The sequence below is a fragment of the Methylophilus sp. 3sh_L genome (genome assembly GCF_046766015.1).
Lineage (GTDB): Bacteria > Pseudomonadota > Gammaproteobacteria > Burkholderiales > Methylophilaceae > Methylophilus.
This window is the reverse complement of sequence record NZ_JBKOUF010000002.1, coordinates 163,848-181,683: the sequence shown is the minus strand read 5'-3', so window position 1 is coordinate 181,683 and position 17,836 is coordinate 163,848. Positions and strand designations below refer to the sequence as shown.

General features: G+C 55.4%; 14 protein-coding genes and 1 riboswitch. Of the genes, 13 read left to right on the top strand and 1 reads right to left on the bottom strand.

What is annotated here, in order from left to right; translation table 11 throughout:
* The 11 genes from ACIDF8_RS06545 to ACIDF8_RS06495 all read left to right on the top strand — a co-directional run bounded on the left by ACIDF8_RS06545 (position 1) and on the right by ACIDF8_RS06495 (position 15,942).
* On the top strand, positions 1–810 hold the full coding sequence (locus ACIDF8_RS06545; protein ID WP_412009817.1) for an ABC transporter ATP-binding protein: 810 nt from the start codon (positions 1–3) through the stop codon (positions 808–810).
* Positions 811–910: 100 nt separating this feature from the next.
* Positions 911–2,350 carry an alginate export family protein gene (locus ACIDF8_RS06540; RefSeq protein ID WP_412009816.1) on the top strand — a complete coding sequence of 480 codons (1,440 nt, stop codon included), beginning with the start codon at positions 911–913 and terminating at the stop codon, positions 2,348–2,350.
* Between the two features lie 34 nt (positions 2,351–2,384).
* Positions 2,385–3,167: a uroporphyrinogen-III C-methyltransferase gene (gene cobA, locus ACIDF8_RS06535; protein WP_412009815.1), complete on the top strand. Its 783-nt coding sequence runs from the start codon at positions 2,385–2,387 to the stop codon at positions 3,165–3,167.
* A 20-nt stretch (positions 3,168–3,187) separates the two neighbouring features.
* A complete protein-coding gene (gene nirB, locus ACIDF8_RS06530) occupies positions 3,188–5,614 on the top strand; it encodes a nitrite reductase large subunit NirB (RefSeq protein WP_412009814.1) in 2,427 nt (808 codons plus the stop codon).
* 66 nt (positions 5,615–5,680) lie between these two features.
* Positions 5,681–6,892, top strand: coding sequence for a nitrate/nitrite transporter (locus ACIDF8_RS06525; RefSeq protein WP_412009813.1), 1,212 nt, complete (start codon positions 5,681–5,683; stop codon positions 6,890–6,892).
* Positions 6,893–6,946: 54 nt separating this feature from the next.
* The gene (locus tag ACIDF8_RS06520; RefSeq protein ID WP_412009812.1) at positions 6,947–8,635 is read left to right on the top strand and encodes a protein kinase domain-containing protein; all 1,689 of its coding nucleotides are present in this window, start codon (positions 6,947–6,949) and stop codon (positions 8,633–8,635) included.
* A gap of 37 nt (positions 8,636–8,672) precedes the next feature.
* Complete coding sequence (gene nirD / locus ACIDF8_RS06515; RefSeq protein ID WP_412009811.1) at positions 8,673–8,984, top strand: nitrite reductase small subunit NirD; 312 nt, start codon at positions 8,673–8,675, stop codon at positions 8,982–8,984.
* Between the two features lie 54 nt (positions 8,985–9,038).
* A complete protein-coding gene (locus ACIDF8_RS06510) occupies positions 9,039–11,807 on the top strand; it encodes a molybdopterin-dependent oxidoreductase (protein WP_412009810.1) in 2,769 nt (922 codons plus the stop codon).
* 492 nt (positions 11,808–12,299) lie between these two features.
* A complete protein-coding gene (nirB, locus tag ACIDF8_RS06505) occupies positions 12,300–14,876 on the top strand; it encodes a nitrite reductase large subunit NirB (protein WP_412009809.1) in 2,577 nt (858 codons plus the stop codon).
* 15 nt (positions 14,877–14,891) lie between these two features.
* Positions 14,892–15,257 carry a nitrite reductase small subunit NirD gene (gene nirD, locus ACIDF8_RS06500; RefSeq protein ID WP_412009808.1) on the top strand — a complete coding sequence of 122 codons (366 nt, stop codon included), beginning with the start codon at positions 14,892–14,894 and terminating at the stop codon, positions 15,255–15,257.
* 25 nt (positions 15,258–15,282) lie between these two features.
* Positions 15,283–15,942: a type IV pili methyl-accepting chemotaxis transducer N-terminal domain-containing protein gene (locus ACIDF8_RS06495; protein ID WP_412009807.1), complete on the top strand. Its 660-nt coding sequence runs from the start codon at positions 15,283–15,285 to the stop codon at positions 15,940–15,942.
* A gap of 123 nt (positions 15,943–16,065) precedes the next feature.
* Here the strand turns inward: ACIDF8_RS06495 and ACIDF8_RS06490 are convergent, their stop codons facing one another.
* Positions 16,066–16,311 carry a hypothetical protein gene (locus ACIDF8_RS06490; protein WP_412009806.1) on the bottom strand — a complete coding sequence of 82 codons (246 nt, stop codon included), beginning with the start codon at positions 16,309–16,311 and terminating at the stop codon, positions 16,066–16,068.
* A gap of 193 nt (positions 16,312–16,504) precedes the next feature.
* A riboswitch (Fluoride riboswitch) is annotated at positions 16,505–16,589 on the top strand.
* A gap of 70 nt (positions 16,590–16,659) precedes the next feature.
* Between ACIDF8_RS06490 and ACIDF8_RS06485 the strand changes: the two genes are divergently transcribed.
* Positions 16,660–16,797, top strand: a complete 138-nt coding sequence (locus ACIDF8_RS06485; RefSeq protein ID WP_412009805.1) for a hypothetical protein — start codon at positions 16,660–16,662, stop codon at positions 16,795–16,797.
* A 120-nt stretch (positions 16,798–16,917) separates the two neighbouring features.
* A complete protein-coding gene (locus tag ACIDF8_RS06480; protein ID WP_412009804.1) occupies positions 16,918–17,820 on the top strand; it encodes a LysR family transcriptional regulator in 903 nt (300 codons plus the stop codon).
* The last annotated feature ends 16 nt before the right edge of the window (positions 17,821–17,836 follow it).

The following is a 17,836-nucleotide window of genomic DNA, read 5'->3' as shown; positions in this document are numbered from 1 at the left end:
ATGACGACCACTGTAAAACAAGACCGCTATGTGTTGATTGAAAACGTCAACATGATTTTTAACACCAAAAAAGGCAGTTTCCAGGCCTTGAAAGACATCAACCTGTCTATCCAGGAAGGGGAATTCATTTCCATCATCGGCCACTCCGGCTGTGGCAAATCGACCGTGCTCAACCTGATTGCCGGCTTGTTGCAACCGACAGACGGCTATTTGTTTTGTGCCGGCCGCGAAATCGCCAAGCCGGGTCCTGAGCGCGCCGTGGTGTTTCAAAACCACTCCCTGCTGCCCTGGTTGACCTGTTATGAAAATGTTTACCTGGCGGTGGAGCGCGTGTTTGCGGCCACTGAAAGCAAAGCACAACTGGCAGAACGTACCCGCGCAGCACTGGAGCTGGTGGGCTTAAGCCACGCTATGGAAAAACGCCCGAATGAAATCTCTGGCGGCATGAAGCAACGCGTAGGGATTGCCCGGGCACTCGCCATGGAGCCCAAGGTGTTACTGCTGGATGAGCCGTTTGGTGCGCTGGATGCGCTGACCCGTGCTGGCCTGCAAGACGAACTGATGGCCATCATGGCACGTTCCGGTTGTACTGCCGTCATGGTGACACACGATGTGGACGAAGCCGTACTGCTCTCGGACCGCATCGTCATGATGACCAACGGCCCGGCAGCCACCATCGGTGAAATCCTGGAAGTCGATTTACCCCGTCCACGCAAACGCCTGGAGCTGGTGGAAGACCCGGCTTACACGCATTTGCGCAGCGAAGTTTTGAAGTTTCTGTATGAGCGGCACGCCAAAAAAGCGGCCTAAGTGAAAGGCGCTGGCAGGCGGCCACCTGCCAGCGCCACTTGCTTATCAAAAGCAACCCTCATCCAAGCAAGGTTACCCCAATAGAGAAAAGGAGCAACACATGAACGCTAACCTACACCCCCGCTTGCGTCAAGTTTCCGCAGCCATCCTGCTGGCCGCACTTGGCTCACCGGCAATGGCCGAAGAAGAGGCCCTGCCTGAATATACCTTTATGGACGCCATTAAAACCGGTAAAAACATGAGCAGCTTCAGATTACGTTATGAAAACGTTGATCAGGATGGCTTGCAGCCTGGGACCTATGCCAATGGCAGCCCGAATCCGACGGCAAACCAGAACCTGAAAGAAGCGCATGCATACACCTTGCGCAGCCTGATTGGCTGGCAAACCGCGCCTTACCACAACTGGAGTGTGGCCGGACAGTTGATCAATGTGACGCAATTGAATAGCCAGTTTAATGACGGCACCAACAATGTATTGATCAACGGCGCATCCAACCAGAACAGCGGCATTCAGTATGCCAAAGTGGTAGACCCGGACTACACCGATATCAACCAGCTGTTTGTCGACTGGACTGGCATCAAAAACACCCGTGTACGTGCGGGCCGCCAACAAGTGAACCTGGATAATGTACGTTTTATTGGTGACATTGCCTTCCGCCAGGTCATGCAGGTATTTGACGGCGTCTCGGTATTTAACAAGACCATCCCGGATACCGAAATTTATGCGGCCCACTTTAGCAAGGTGAACCAGATCACCACGGCAGCGCATCATGGTGCGTTGGAAGTCATCAATGGCCGCTACCGTATTTCCCCGACCGAGTTTCTGGTCGGCTATGGGTATTTCTCTGACTTTGAAAACCTGGGCTTTGGTAATGGCTGGTTTGGTGTAGGGGCCTCTAACAACCCCAAAGGCACGAACAACCAGTTTGCCGACCAAAGCAACAAAATTATTGGCCTCCGGCTGGACGGCACCCACCCCTTCACCCCTAACTACCGCGCGCACTACACCGCGGAATACGCCAAACAGTCTGACTACAGCGGCGGTGACAGCCGCATTGATGCGCATTACTACAAGTTGGGCGGTGGCTTCGGGATTGATAACTTCAACCTGCGTGTAGACCAGGAATTACTCTCCAGCAACAACGGAAAATATGCCTTCCAAACCCCATTTGGGACCAACCATTTGTTCCAGGGCTGGGTAGACAAGTTTTTGGTCACCCCACGCGATGGCATCAAAGATAGTTTTGTCACGGCGACTTACCGCTATGGCGATTTTCTGTTTTTTGCCGACTATCACATCATTGACGCGGACAGGGATTTTTATACCGTGGGTAGCGGCACCAACCGCAATGGCAGCCGTTACGGTACCGAGTGGAACGCCGCCGTCACCTGGAATGTGGATAAAAACTGGATGACCAAACTGGAGTACGGCAAATACACCGAAGACGACCATTACGCGACTGGCCCCAATAGCACAAGCAATGCTGGCCGTATCCGTGATACCGAAAAACTGTGGCTGACCGCCATGTATACTTTCTAAGCGGACGTCTCGTCTCAAACCAAAGGAGCCCCTCATGTCAGCAAGCAAAGTGTATTTAATCGGTGCCGGTCCTGGCGACCCTGAGCTCATCACGCTCAAGGCGGTCAAGGCCTTGCAGCTGGCAGAGGTGGTGCTGGTCGATGACCTGGTCAACCCTGAACTGCTCAAGCATTGCCCGCAGGCGCGTATTGTGCCGGTGGGCAAGCGCGGCGGTTGCAAGTCTACGCCACAGCATTTTATTCACCGCATGATGATCGCCCTGGCCGAACAAGGCCAAACCGTGGCTCGCCTGAAAGGCGGTGACCCGTTTGTGTTTGGCCGTGGTGGCGAAGAAATGCTGGCACTGCGTGCCGCCAATATTGACTACGAAATTATTCCGGGCATGACCAGTGGCCTTGCCAGTTGCGCCAGCATGGAGGTACCGGTGACCCACCGCGCCTACAACCATGGCGTGACGCTGGTCACCGGCCATACCAAAGATGGCGGCCCCCTGCCCTGGCAAGCGCTGGTGGCCAGCCATACCACCCTGGTCATTTACATGGGCATGCAGCATCTGGCTGAAATCTGCCGCGAACTGATCGCTGCAGGCATGCCCACAGACATGCCCTGTATGGTGGTTGAAAACGGCACACGCGCCGAACAGCGTGGCCTGACCTCAACGCTGCAAGCCATGCCTTATCTGGCCCATCAGCAAAGTCTTAAAAGCCCGTCCATTATCGTGGTCGGCGAAGTGGTGAAATTAGCCAGAAACAGCCAACAAGAACAAGATTGGCAACAAAACCTGCAACGCTGGCTCAGCATCGGCGATGCAGCATAAGCGCTTAAAGGAGTGATTAAATGATAAAACAGAAACTGGTGGTGGTCGGCAACGGCATGGCCGGTATGCGAGCAGTGGAAGAACTGCTCAAGATCGCGCCGGACATGTACGACATTACCGTGTTTGGCGATGAACCCTACCCCAACTATAACCGGATCATGTTGTCACCGGTGCTGGCCAACGAGCAGACCATCGATGACATTATCCTGAATAGCCGTGAATGGTATGCCGAGCACCACATCACGCTGCATACCAGCGCCCGTGTCAACAAAATAGACCGCAAGGCGCGGACGGTGACTGCAGAAAACGGCCTCACGGTGGAATATGACCGCTTGTTGCTGGCGACCGGCTCCAAGCCGTTCATCCTGCCGATCCCCGGTGCAGATTTGCAAGGCGTGCTGGGCTACCGCGATATTAAAGACACCAACGACATGATCGCTACGGCCAAGGTCTACAAGCATGCCGTCGTCATCGGTGGCGGCTTACTTGGGCTGGAAGCCGCCAACGGCCTCAAGGTGCAAGGCATGGACGTCACCGTGGTGCATAAAAATGAATGGCTGCTGGAGCGCCAGCTAGACAAGACCGCGGGCAAGATGCTGCAAAAATCCCTTGAAGCGCGTGGGCTACAGTTTTTGCTGCAAAAAGACACGGAGCAATTGATCGGCAAAGACGGCCGTGTGGTCGCCGTACGCTTTAAAGATGGCCAGGAAATACCGGCCGACCTGGTGGTCATGGCAGTGGGCATCCGCCCCAACTATGCCTTGGCCGAATCGGCAGGCATCCATTGCAACCGCGGGATTGTGGTGAGCGACACCATGCAGACCTATGACCCGCGCATATATGCCGTAGGCGAATGCGTGAACCACCGTGGCATCGCCTATGGCCTGGTGGCACCCTTATTTGAAATGGCCAAAGTGTGCGCCACACATTTGGCCAACTTTGGTATCGGCTTATACAAAGGCTCGGTCACTTCGACAAAATTGAAGGTGACCGGTATAGATTTGTTTTCTGCCGGTGATTTTATGGGCAGTGACGATGCTGAAGAAATTTTGCTGCACGACGCGGTCGGCGGGGTATACAAAAAACTCGTGATCAAAGATGACACCATCATCGGTGCCGTGCTGTATGGCGATACGACGGATGGAGCCTGGTATTTCCAGATGCTGCGCGACAAAAAGCCGATCCACGAAATCCGTGATCACTTGATGTTCGGGCAAGATAGTCTGGGCAATACCGGCCACCAGGGTCAGGACAAGGTTTCCGCCATGACCGACGAAATGGAGGTCTGTGGTTGTAATGGGGTCTGCAAAGGCACCATTGTCAAAGCGATCCAGGCACAAGGCCTGTTTACGCTGGACGACGTCAAAAAACACACTAAAGCTGGGTCCAGTTGTGGCAGTTGTACCGGCCTGGTTGAGCAGATTCTGGCCTCGACGCTGGGCGGCGGTTACGCGCCACCCTCCAGCAGCAAAGCCGTGTGTGGCTGCACCGACTTTAACCACGAAGAAGTGCGCGACGAAATCCGCAAACACAAATACCTGAGCATCCCAGCCGCCATGAAAGGCATGGGCTGGAAAACGCCGAATGGCTGCGCCACCTGCAGGCCGGCGTTGAATTATTACCTGATTTCGACCTGGCCGCATGAAGCCAAGGATGATCCGCAATCACGCTTTATCAATGAGCGTGTGCATGCCAATATCCAGAAAGACGGCACTTACTCTGTGGTGCCGCGTATGTACGGTGGCGTCACCTCGCCCGAGCAATTGCGCAAAATCGCCGATGTCGCCGACAAATACAAGGTACCCATGGTGAAAGTCACCGGCGGTCAGCGCATCGACTTGCTGGGCGTCAAAAAAGAAGACCTGACCGGCATGTGGGCGGACCTCGATATGCCGTCCGGTTATGCTTACGGTAAATCGATCCGCACGGTAAAAACCTGTGTCGGCTCGGAGTTTTGCCGCTTTGGCACGCAAAACTCCACACAATTGGGGATCGATATTGAGAAGGCATTTGACCATATGTGGGCACCCCATAAGGTCAAATTCGCAGTATCTGGCTGCCCGCGCAACTGTGCCGAATCCGGCATCAAGGACGTTGGCGTCATCGGCGTGGATTCCGGCTGGGAGATTTATGTCGGTGGCAACGGTGGCATCAAAACCGAAGTCGCGCAGTTTTTATGCAAGGTGAAGACCGCTGAAGAGGTGATTGAATACTCTGGCGCGTTTATCCAGCTCTACCGGGAAGAAGCCCGTTACCTGGACCGTACCGTGCACTGGATAGAACGTGTCGGGCTGGATTATGTGAAAAAACGCATTCTAGAAGATGCTGAAGGCCGCAAAGCGGCATATGAGCGTCTGTTGTATGCGCTACAAGGCGCGGTGGACCCGTGGGCAGAACGTGTCAGTCAGCGTGATGCCCACAAAGAGTTCGACACGATTGTTGTGTAAAGACAAATACTGTTTAAATGTAAAGTGGCGTGACAGCATCCTGCTGGCACGCCCGGGAGAATTAAGATGCAAAAAAGTTTTTGGGAAGTGGGCCATAAACCCACCCTGTTTTCGGCCTTCTTTTATTTTGACCTGAGTTTTATGGTCTGGGTTATGCTGGGGCCATTGGCGGTGCAAATCGCCGCCGACCTGCAACTGAATCCGGCGCAAAAAGGCCTGATGGTCGCCACGCCGGTCCTGACTGGCGCCCTGCTGCGGATTGTCATGGGCGTACTGGTGGATCAGCTACAGCCGAAAAAAGCTGGCCTGATTGGCCAGGTCATCGTCATCGCAGCCCTGCTCACCGCCTGGCTGCATGGCATCCATACCTACCAGCAAGCCTTGTTACTGGGGATGTTTTTGGGCTTTGCCGGGGCGGCATTTGCGGTGGCCTTGCCGCTGGCCTCACGCTGGTATCCACCTGAGCATCAGGGCACTGCGCTGGGCATTGCCGGTGCAGGCAACTCGGGCACTGCCCTGGCCGCCCTGTTTGCACCTGGCCTGGCCGTTGCCTTTGGCTGGAACAATGTGTTTGGCCTGGCACTGATTCCGCTGGCGCTGGCGTTTGTGGTTTACCTGGCCCTGGCCAAAGATGCACCGGATACCCCTGCGCCGAAATCGCTGTCGCAATACCTGGCCGTGCTCAAGGATAAAGATGCCTGGTGGTTTATGTTTTTCTACAGCGTCACCTTTGGCGGTTTTGTCGGTATGGCCTCTTCATTGACCATTTACTTCCACGACCAGTATGGGCTGGATGCTGTGCATGCGGGTTACTTCACTGCAGCCTGTGTCTTTGCCGGCTCGCTGGTGCGCCCCATTGGCGGTTGGTTGGCTGACCGCATCGGCGGTATCCGTTCACTGAGCTCCATGTACGTGCTGGCAGCCGTGTTCCTGTTTATCTTAAGCTTTGGTCTCGGTAGTCAGTCGCTCGGCTTGCTGGTGGTCGTGCTCGCCATGGCGGCGCTCGGCATGGGCAACGGCGCAGTATTCCAGCTGGTGCCCCAGCGCTTCCGCAAGGAAATTGGCGTGATGACTGGTCTGGTCGGCATGGCCGGGGGCGTCGGTGGCTTTTACCTGGCGTCCAGTTTAGGCTACTCTAAGCAAGTGACCGGTAGCTACCAGGTCGGCCTGACCATTTTTGCCGGCTTGGCGATTCTGGCGCTGATTGGTCTCTCACGCGTAAAAAACCGCTGGCGCACCACTTGGGGCGCAGCAACGGTCACCAGCGCCAAAATTTAGCGGCAGCGGACAACCGCCCAGCATTGCAATGTTAGCGTCATCACGGACCCCTACATGAAATTACGGATCAGCGTCGGCGAAAGCAGCCTCACCGGACCGCGGCCTCGAAATGAGGACTACGTCGGTCTGGTGACGCCTGCAGATGCACAGCTGGAGATCAAGGGTGCCTTGCTGGCGGTGGCCGATGGCATCAGCGGCGGGGCTGGCGGCGCCGAAGCCGCCGAGATGACGGTACGGACGGTGTCGGCAGATTATTACGCCACCCCGGAAACTTGGACTATCCAGCATGCGCTGGACAAGGTGATCCAGGCGGCTAACCGCTGGGTGCTGTCACAGGCGCGCAAACATAGCCAGATGGCCGGCATGGCCACCACCTTATCCATGCTGGTATTACGCGGGCAGCGCTATGTGCTGGCCCATGTCGGCGACACCCGCATCTACCGCCTGCGTGAACAGTCTCTACAGTGCCTAACCACCGACCATGTCTGGGACCGCCCCGATATGCGGCATGTGCTCAAGCGCGCGGTCGGGCTTGATGACCAGTTGAGCGTGGATTATGCCGAAGGCCTGCTGCAAAGCGGCGATGTCTATGCGATTGTCAGTGATGGCGTGTGGGCAGCAATGGGCGAGGCCGAACTGCACAAAACACTGATGCTCTACCATACGCCACAACTGATGGCGGAGCACCTGACGCGGCAAGCGCTGGAGCTTGGTGGCCAGGATAACGCGTCTGCCGTGGTGGTGCGGATCGACCAGCTCGGACAAGATCACCTGACCGACATGCTGGCCGATGCCTTGAGCCTGCCAGTGCCGCGCAAACTGGCCGTAGGGGACGCATTAGATGGTTTTACCGTCACCCGCGTGTTGCATGACTCTCGCATTAGTATGCTATACCAGGTAAGAAATGCCGCCGGGCAATTATTTGTGCTGAAAACCCTGCAGCCCGCCCGCGCGGAGGATAAAGCGAGTTGCGAAGCCCTGCTTAATGAAGAATGGCTGGGCAAGCGCGTGGTATCTCAATGTGTGCCGCAAATTTTGCCGCTCACGCGCGAACAACGCACGCACTTGTATTACGTGATGACCTGGCATGAAGGAGCCACCCTGCAGCAACGGCTGGACGCAGGTCATCATTTCACCATCAACGGCGTGGCCAATATCGGCCAGGACCTGTTGCGTGGCTTGAGCATGCTGCACCGGCTCAATATTGTGCACCGTGATATCAAACCCGCCAATATCCACCTCGGCAGTGATACGCGGCTGCGCATTCTGGACCTTGGGGTCGCGCTCAATACCACGCTGCCCATGCCCGAGCAGATGGAAAACCCCGGCACCCCCAGTTTTATGGCACCGGAGTTGTTCGACGGCAAATTGGCGGACCGCCAGGCCGATATTTACGCCGCAGGGGTGACGCTGTATCACCTGCTGACGCGTAAATATCCTTATGGTGAAATCGAGCCGTTCCAGTCCCCGCGCTTTGGTGAACCGGTGCGGCCCAGCCGCTACCGGCCGGAGATTCCTGCCTGGCTGGAAAACATTATCCTGAAAGCGATTGCCCGCAAACCGGAAACCCGCTTTGAAACCGCCGAAGAAATGCTACTGGCACTGGAGCATGGCGAACTCAGGCCCATCGTCATCCCGCGTACACCGTTGATTGCCCGCGCACGCCTGGTGAAGTGGCAATGGCTGGCGATTATTTCATTGTGCGTCAATGTGTTATTGATTTATCTGCTGCTGGTCTCGTAAGACCAGCCTTGCATGAAAAAGACGAAAAGAGGAAAAAATGAATTGGACTAAAATCTGCCCAGTGAATGACATCCCTGCCCTGGGCGCGCGCGTGGTGCGTCATGGCGAGATCGATATCGGCGTGTTCCGTACCGAAGATGACCGCGTATTCGCACTCAACAACCGTTGCCCGCACAAAGGGGGCCCGCTGTCACAAGGCCTGGTCTACGGCGACAAAGTGGCCTGCCCCCTGCATAGCTGGAAAATCAGCCTGGTCGATGGCAAGGCCGAAGAACCCGATGTTGGCCAAACCGCCTGCTATGCCGTCAAGGTAGAAGATGGCATGGTTTATCTACAATTAAACAAGTAATTTGTCGCTCCTAGGTTTATTCATTTCCCAGGTTTCTTAATTTCCAGGTATCGTATGACGCAACAGCAACAACTCCAGACCTCCAACCATGCGCTGACCGCAGAGCCGGTGACGTTTTACCAGCACCGGCGCGAAACGCGCAGCACTTGTTGCTATTGCGGCGTGGGCTGTGGCGTCATTATTACCACCGAGGGCCAGCAGATTGTTGATGTCAAAGGTGACCCCGAGCACCCGGCTAACTATGGCCGCCTGTGCACCAAAGGCTCTACGCTACACCTGACCGCCAAACTGGATGCACGCGCACTGTACCCGGAAGTCCGCCTCTCCCGCCATGCGCCCAGGGAGAGAGTGAGCTGGGATACCGCCCTCGACTACACCGTGGACCGCTTTGCAGACATTATTAAGACCCACGGCCCGGATGCAGTGGCTTTTTACATCTCTGGCCAGTTGCTCACCGAAGATTACTATGTCTTTAACAAGCTGGCTAAAGGTCTGATCGGCACCAACAACGTCGATACCAATTCACGTCTGTGCATGAGTTCGGCCGTGGCCGGCTACAAGGCCACGCTGGGCGCCGATGCCCCGCCTGCCTGTTATGAAGATATCGATCATACGCAGTGCCTGTTTATTGCCGGCTCGAATACCGCTTTTGCCCACCCGATTGTGTTTCGCCGCATTGAAGATGCCAAGGCCAAAAATCCGGACATGAAAATGGTGGTGGTGGACCCGCGCCGCACCGATACCGCACAGCTGGCCGACTTGCACCTGGCGATTTTGCCCGGCACCGATGTCGCGCTGTTTAACGGCTTGCTGCATGTAATGCTGTGGGAAGGCCTGCTGGATATGGCGTATATCCGCAACCATACCGAAGGCTTTGAGGCGCTCAAGGAAACCGTGCGCGAATATACCCCCAAGATGGTGGCCGATATTTGTGGCGTGCCTGAGGCCGATATTATCCAGGCCGCCAAGTGGTTTGGTGCGGGCCCGACCTTGTCCATGTATTGCATGGGGCTGAACCAGTCCATCCATGGTACCGAAAAAAATGCGGCCCTGATTAACCTGCACCTGGCCACCGGCCAGATCGGCAAGCCCGGCGCGGGGCCGTTCTCACTGACCGGCCAGCCCAACGCCATGGGTGGCCGCGAGGTTGGCGGCATGGCCAACCTGCTGTCGGGCCACCGCGACCTGGCCAATGCCGAACACCGTGCTGAAGTGGCCCGCTTGTGGGGCGTGCCCGACGTCCCGGCCACGCCAGGCAAAACCGCAGTAGAGATGTTTGAAGCGGTTAAAAATGGCGAAATCAAGGCGATCTGGATTGCCTGCACCAACCCCGCACACTCCATGCCAGACCTGAATAATGTGCTGGCAGCCCTGCAACAGGCAGAATTAGTTGTGCTACAAGATGCGTTTAACAATACCGACAGCAATGTCTATGCGGATGTGTTCCTGCCAGCCTCCACCTGGGGCGAAAAAGAAGGCACGGTCACCAACTCCGAGCGCCGCATCACACGCGTGCAGCCTGCTGCCCCCAAGCCGGGAGAAGCCCGTCATGACTGGGAGGCGGTGGTTGATTTTGCGCAGCGGCTGGAACAGAAACTGGGTAAACCCCAAACGCTGTTTAATTATCCGAATACCGAAACCATTTTTAATGAGCACCGTGAAACCACCAAAGGCCGCGATCTCGATATCGGCGGCTTAAGCTATCAAATCCTGGAAACTCAAGGCCCGCAACAATGGCCATTTAAATTGGGCGCCAGCCAAGGCGAAGCGCGCTTATACACCGATGGCGTGTTTCAGAAACCGGGCGGCAAGGCGCATTTTGTCAGCGCGGTGTATAAACCAACCGCCGACAAACCGGATGCGCGCCATCCGTTCCGCCTGCTGACCGGCCGCCTGCGCGACCAGTGGCATGGCATGAGCCGTACCGGCACCCTGGCGCAGCTTTACAATCACGTCGAAGAACCCGTGGTCTCCATGCATGCCGATGATATGCAGCGCCGCCAGATCAGCCATGGCGATATCGTCAAGTTGAGTAACAAGCGTGGGACGCTCACCATCAAGGTCCAACGGTCAGAGGAGGTCAAACCGGCGGAGCTGTTTATCCCCATGCATTGGGGCAGCCAGTTTATGCATGGCCTTGGCGTCAATGCGTTGATGCCCCCAGCATTTGACAAAAGCTCCAAGCAGCCTGAGCTCAAGCACACGGCCGTCAAAATCGAAAAACTGAGCCTGCCGTGGCAAATGACGGTCATGCGTAGTTGCAACGACCTGCACTTGCTTGCCGACATTCGTGCCTTGCTGCCAGCCTTTGATTACGCCACAGTGGGCCTCTATGGCCGTGGCAGCGGCATGCTGATTTTGCGTGCCGCCCATGGCGCCGCACCGGATCCCAAGCTGATTGCCCAGCTCGACCACTTACTCGGCATGGTGGAAGATGCGCCCATGCTGCGCCTGGATGATGTCAAACGCGGCATTAGCAAACGCATCCTGGTCGAGCAAGGCCAGGTCAGCGCAGTACGCCTGATTGGTGAAACACTGGCAGCAGACTGGCTCAAACAAGTCATGCTTGAAGGCCAGTTTACCGATGAACTACGCAAGTGGGCCCTCGCCCCGCTGGCGGCGCCCCCCACCGGACAAAAATCCCGCGGCAAAATCGTCTGTAACTGTCTGGATGTCTCAGAAAATGAGATTATCGAAACCTGCCAGCAGGGCGCAGATCTCGCCACGCTGCAAGCCAAGCTCAAATGCGGGACCAGTTGCGGCTCCTGCGTGCCCGAGCTTAAACGGCTGGTGAAGCTGCATGGTAAAAGCCATGCGGAATAGGCCCCGCAAAACCGCGCCTGAGTGAGTCCGTTTGCCTGCCTGCAGCGGACGGTGCCCACTATACAATCCCGGTGCTGCAATCCTGTGCGCATGCCTCATTAGCGTGCACAAGACCAAAATCGCATCAATCACTTGGCGCCCACGGGTTGAGCGATGCACCAGCGCATGCAGATAAAATCAATTCGAATCAATGACTTAAAATAAACCCTGAGTCATTCACCCGCTTCTGCTGGCGGTTGGCATGCCAATTGCTTTTTTTGTAATACGTGGCATTTGATCATGCCATGTTTAAACCAGAGATTGTCCATCGTCGGCCAATCTCTAACCGGACAACGGCGTCCATAGCTTGTTTCGCAGGATTGCAATGTGCAATCGCGGCATAGGCTATGGACGCCGTTTTTGTTTTTAGGCTTTGAGTTTGGTAACGCAATGCACGCAACTGACATGAAAACATCGTGACACTGCCTGCTTGCATCTGATTAGGAATACAAGATGAATCAACACACACGCATCCTCGTCGTCGGCAACGGCATGGTGGGACATTACTTTGTGCAAGAACTGGTGAAACGCCACCCTGACCTGGCCGCCGCCAACCTGCAAGTCACCGTGCTAGGCGAAGAACCACGCCCGGCTTATGACCGCGTGCACCTGTCCAGCTTTTTCTCGGGCAGTACGGCGGAAGACCTGTCGCTGGTCGAGCCTGGGTTTTATGACCGGCCGGGCCTGACGTTACGCCTGAATGCCCGCGTCAGCCAGATTGACCGCCACCAGCATACCGTGACTCTGACAGACAACACTATCCTGCCCTACGACAAACTGGTACTGGCAACCGGCTCTTATCCATTTGTCCCTTCTGTCGCCGGGCGCGACCGTGAAAACTGTTTTGTCTACCGCACCATTGAAGACCTGGAAGCGATGACGGCCGCAGGCAAAACCGCCAAGAGTGGTGTCGTTGTAGGCGGTGGTTTACTAGGTCTGGAATGTGCCAAAGCCTTGAAAGACATGGGCCTGGAAACCCATGTGGTTGAATTTGCGCCGCGTTTGATGGCGGTGCAAGTAGACGAAGCGGGCGGCAAAGTGCTGCGCAGCAAAATTGAAGCACTGGGTGTACACGTGCACACCAGCCGCAATACCACCGCGATTGTAGACGGCGCGACTGCACGCCACCGCATGGTGTTTTTTGATGAAACCTGGCTGGAAACCGACATGATCGTGTTCTCTGCCGGGATCCGCCCACGTGATGAACTGGCACGTGAATCCGGCCTGGCCATCGGCGCCCGTGGCGGCATCGCCATTGATGACTTCTCCCGCTCCAATGACCACAATATCTACGCCATCGGCGAATGCGCCAGCTGGAACGACGAGATGTTTGGCTTGGTGGCACCTGGCTATGACATGGCACGTACTGCTTGCGCACACCTGCTGGGTGAAACATCGACCACGTTCCGGGGCGCAGATATGAGCACCAAGCTCAAACTGATGGGCGTGGATGTCGCCAGCGTCGGCGATGCCCATGGCAAAACCCATGGTTGCCGCAGCTACCAGTACACCGATGAAGTGCGCAATATCTACAAAAAAATCGTCGTCAGCGAAGATGGCAAAAAGCTGCTGGGTGCGGTGCTGATCGGGAATGCCGATGAATACGGCACCTTGCAGCAGATGACCGTCAACGACATGCCGTTGCCGGAAAATCCTGAATTCCTGATTCTGCCAGCCAGTGATGGCAAGGAAAAACCTGGCCTGGGCGTCGATGCCCTGCCGGATACCGCGGTGCTGTGTTCTTGCAATAACGTCAGTAAGGGCGCCATTGGTGAAGCGGTGGCGGCTGGCAATTGCAGCATAGGCGCCATCAAGTCTTGCACCAAAGCCGGTACGGCTTGTGGCGGCTGCGTGCCGTTGGTGACACAAGTCATGAAAGCGCAGATGATGAGGCTGGGCATGACCGTCAACAACCACCTGTGCGAACACTTCCCGTATTCGCGCCAGGAGCTTTACCACCTGGTGCGTGTGGGCCAGATCAAATCGTTTGACGAGTTACTGCATAAGCATGGTCAGGGCTTGGGCTGCGATATCTGCAAACCCACCGCCGCTAGCATTCTGGCCTCATGCTGGAACGAATTTATCCTGAAAAAAGACCTGGCGTCCTTGCAGGATTCGAATGACTATTTCCTGGGTAACATCCAGAAAGACGGCAGCTACTCGGTGGTGCCACGCATGCCGGGCGGCGAAGTCACGCCAGATGGCCTGATCGCCATCGGCCAGATTGCGAAAAAATACGGCTTGTATACCAAGGTCACCGGTGGCGCACGCGTGGACATGTTTGGTGCCCGCGTGGAGCAATTACCCAATATCTGGGAAGAGTTGATCGCGGCTGGCTTTGAATCTGGCCATGCTTACGGCAAATCGTTGCGTACGGTCAAAAGCTGCGTCGGCTCCACCTGGTGCCGCTATGGCGTCGATGACAGTGTCGGCCTAGCCGTGCAACTGGAAAACCGTTACAAAGGCCTGCGTGCCCCGCACAAAATCAAGTTTGGCGTCTCAGGCTGCACGCGTGAATGTGCAGAAGCCCAAGGCAAAGATGTGGGGTTGATTGCGACCGAGAACGGATGGAACCTGTACGTGTGCGGTAACGGCGGCATGAAACCACGCCACGCCGAGCTGATCGCCAGTGATCTGACTAAAGAAGAAGCCATCCGCATGATAGACCGCTTCCTGATGTTCTATATCCGCACCGCTGACCGCCTGCAACGCACCAGCACCTGGCGCGACAATATGGAAGGCGGCCTCGACTACCTGCGTGATGTCGTGATTAACGACTCGCTCGGCCTGGGCGCAGAGCTGGAAGCGCAGATGCAGCATGTCGTGGATAACTACCAGGACGAATGGAAAACCGCCGTTAATGACCCTGAAGTGCGCAAGCGCTTCCGCAGCTTCGTCAACAGCGTGGCGGGTGACGACAATATTGTCTTCGTCAATGAGCGCAACCAGATCCGGCCGGCCACGCCCGCAGAAAAACAGCAGACCGCACCTGCCGCCAAGGTCATTCCCATCCTGGCGGCAACAGAGTAATCAAGGAAACCGTTTATGAATCAGTTACAAGCAACAACCGCCCAGCCTGCCACGGCAGCTGGGGCATGGCACCCGGTGTGCGCACTCGACGATATCTGGCCGAATATGGGCGTCTGTGCCCTGATTGAAGGCCAGCAGATCGCCATTTTCCGCCTCAAAGACGGCGAGCTGTACGCGCTGGATAATCATGACCCGCATAGCGAGGCCAATGTGCTGTCGCGCGGCCTGATCGGTGACTTGGGCGGCGAGCCTGTGGTCGCCTCGCCGATTTACAAGCATCACTACCAGCTCCGCACGGGCCTTTGTGTTGAGGATGCAAACGTATGTCTGAATGTTTACCCGGTCGAAGTCAGGGATGGCAAGGTGTGGGTACAACGATAAGCAGGGTGACTCAGAGGACAGAACCATGCACGCCATGAAAAAGACCGATAAACCCGGCCAGCACCCCATCCTGAATAGTGACCGCATGGTGGCGCTGATCAACCTTTCTGGCCGTCAGCGCATGTTGTCGCAACGGATCGTGCTCAACCTGGTGATGAGTACCCACCACCCAGAAGCGCTGGCCCAGGCTAAAGAAGCCCTGGCATTGTTTAGCCAGACGCATGCGCTGCTGGTCAAAGGCAATCATGAGTATCCCGGTGTGTATTTTGAGGCACTGGAAAAAGTCTTGTTTGGCCCGGAGGACAACGAAGCCAACATCCGGCAATTTATTCAGCATTGCCAGCAGGCGATTACCGCCTGTGAAAGCAATCAGGGCCTGCCCGCAGCCATGATCCCATTGCTGGGTGAAGAAGCCGGTTTGATCGTCGCCGTCCTCAACCAGATCACGGTCACTTATGAAAATGAGTCCAAACGCTGCGAGTTGCTCAGGCGTAAAAAGCAGGAAAACCTGATGAGCAGCATCCAGCAGATCGCCAAAGAAGCCAAAATCGTCTCCTTTAACGCGCAGGTGATTGCTGCGCGTTCTGGCGAGGCAGGGAAGGAGTTTGCGGTCGTCGCCAGCGTCATGACCGATATCACCAACGAAATTGAACAACTGGTGGCTAAAGCAATGGTGAGTGATTAAAGCGCCCAAAATGCAATCACCATCCGCCCACATGGGAGATGGTGATTTGTTTCAGCCTTCACGGTCGCGCCTATCAATGGCGTCGCTGGTTAAACGGCGAAAGCTACGTCATGATGCCCGCGATTAACCATGTTGCGGATGCGCAGCAGCCAACTGTTGCTGCGACTCAACGTTATTTTCGATCACTTGCTCAATAAAAGGATTCTGGCTGAGCGCATAGCCTGACGTTGCAGAACTCCCCGCCTGACTCGATTCAAACTTGGTATGCAGCATGTTTTCCACGGCATGCAAATCTGTCGCGTTTGAATTGTCGGCCGCAAAGCCAGCAACTGAAAAAGACAAGAGAATAATGGCAGATAATAATTTCATTTTTGACTCCTAGTAATGAACGACAGTACGTTGTGAAATGAAATTTACGCGCACTCGCCCCGCAAATGAAATTGTTTGTTTGAATGAATTTATTCAAACAAACAATGGAACCTTTGGCGTCTTACGGCGAGCTTACAAAGCCTCAAATAGGGAAGAAATTCCCTTGACCATAGATTGATGCCCATCTAATATTTAAGCCATGGGAGATGACATTCCTCCCTGGGAGTCGCGAGTAAGGACTTCCTCAACCGCCTCGTGCTGATGATGTCTACACGAACCCGGGACCGGGGGTGTAGACACGACCATACGCCTTGTCCTGATCATGAAATTAAGCTTAGGACAAGTCTCTTGAAATTGACGCTGACCTCTCTCTACCAAATGCGATTGCTTGAAGGTACAGGCTGGATCTCCTGCCCGCCACAACCCTATCCGCCAGTGATTCCCCAACCATTGCCGCAGCCGCCCGAGCCTGTTGCGCCGCCTTGACGCCACGATGCATACATTCAGCGTTTTGATACGCCAGTATTTGTATCCACCCAGCAATGAAAATGGCATCACAACGCCTCATGAACGGCGTCTAGCCAAGGCATAAACAGGGAATCCACCATGAATTTACGTGATTTAAAGTATTTATTAGCCGTCTCTGAATTCAAGAACTTTAGCAAGGCGGCTGAACATTGTGCGACCACGCAACCGACCTTGAGTAACCAGATCCGTAAACTGGAGAATTATTTAGAGGTTGAAATCTTTGAAAGAGGCACGCACTATGTGCGGGTGACTCCGGTGGGTAAAAAGATTATTGATGCGGCCACACGCGTGATTGAAAATGCCAATCAGATTGTACACATTGCACGAGAATCCAGGCAGTCTCTGCCTGCCAAGCTCACCTTTGGCAGTTTTCCGTCATTGGGCCATGCCCTGCCCCTGCAATACATCTTCCATTTAAAACAGCAGTTCAAGCCATTTAAAGTGCAGCATGTCGAAGAAGATGTGGATGTACTGCTAGACCTCTTGGCCCGGCAGGAAATTGATTTTGCCTTACTGCCGATGCCGGTCACGCATGCCAGTCTGGAAGGGGTAAAACTACTCGATGACCCCTTATATGTGGTGACACCGACGCATCATGCCTATGCGACACGCGCCAGTCTCACCTTAAGCGACTTAAGCCAACAGCCGCTCTTGTTTTTAGTGGAAGACCAGTCGCATTACAGGCAATTACTGGAACAGGAGGATCCTGCGTTTGCCCAACAGCACCAGGAGAAGGATGAAGACTTTAAAGCCGTCAGCTTTGAAGCACTGAGGTTGATGGTCAAACATGGTCTGGGACTGGCCGTCATCCCTGGGACCGCCATCAACCATGAGGATCAAGATGTCCGCTACATCCCGTTTGCCTCCCCTGCCATTGCGCGCGAGATTGGCCTCTTCTGGCACAAGCAGCATGCGAATCCAGCGCTATTGCAGCAGATACTCAAGCAATTGCAGTACCAGCATGCCGGACCAGAAAAGTGAAATGAAGCACTTATTG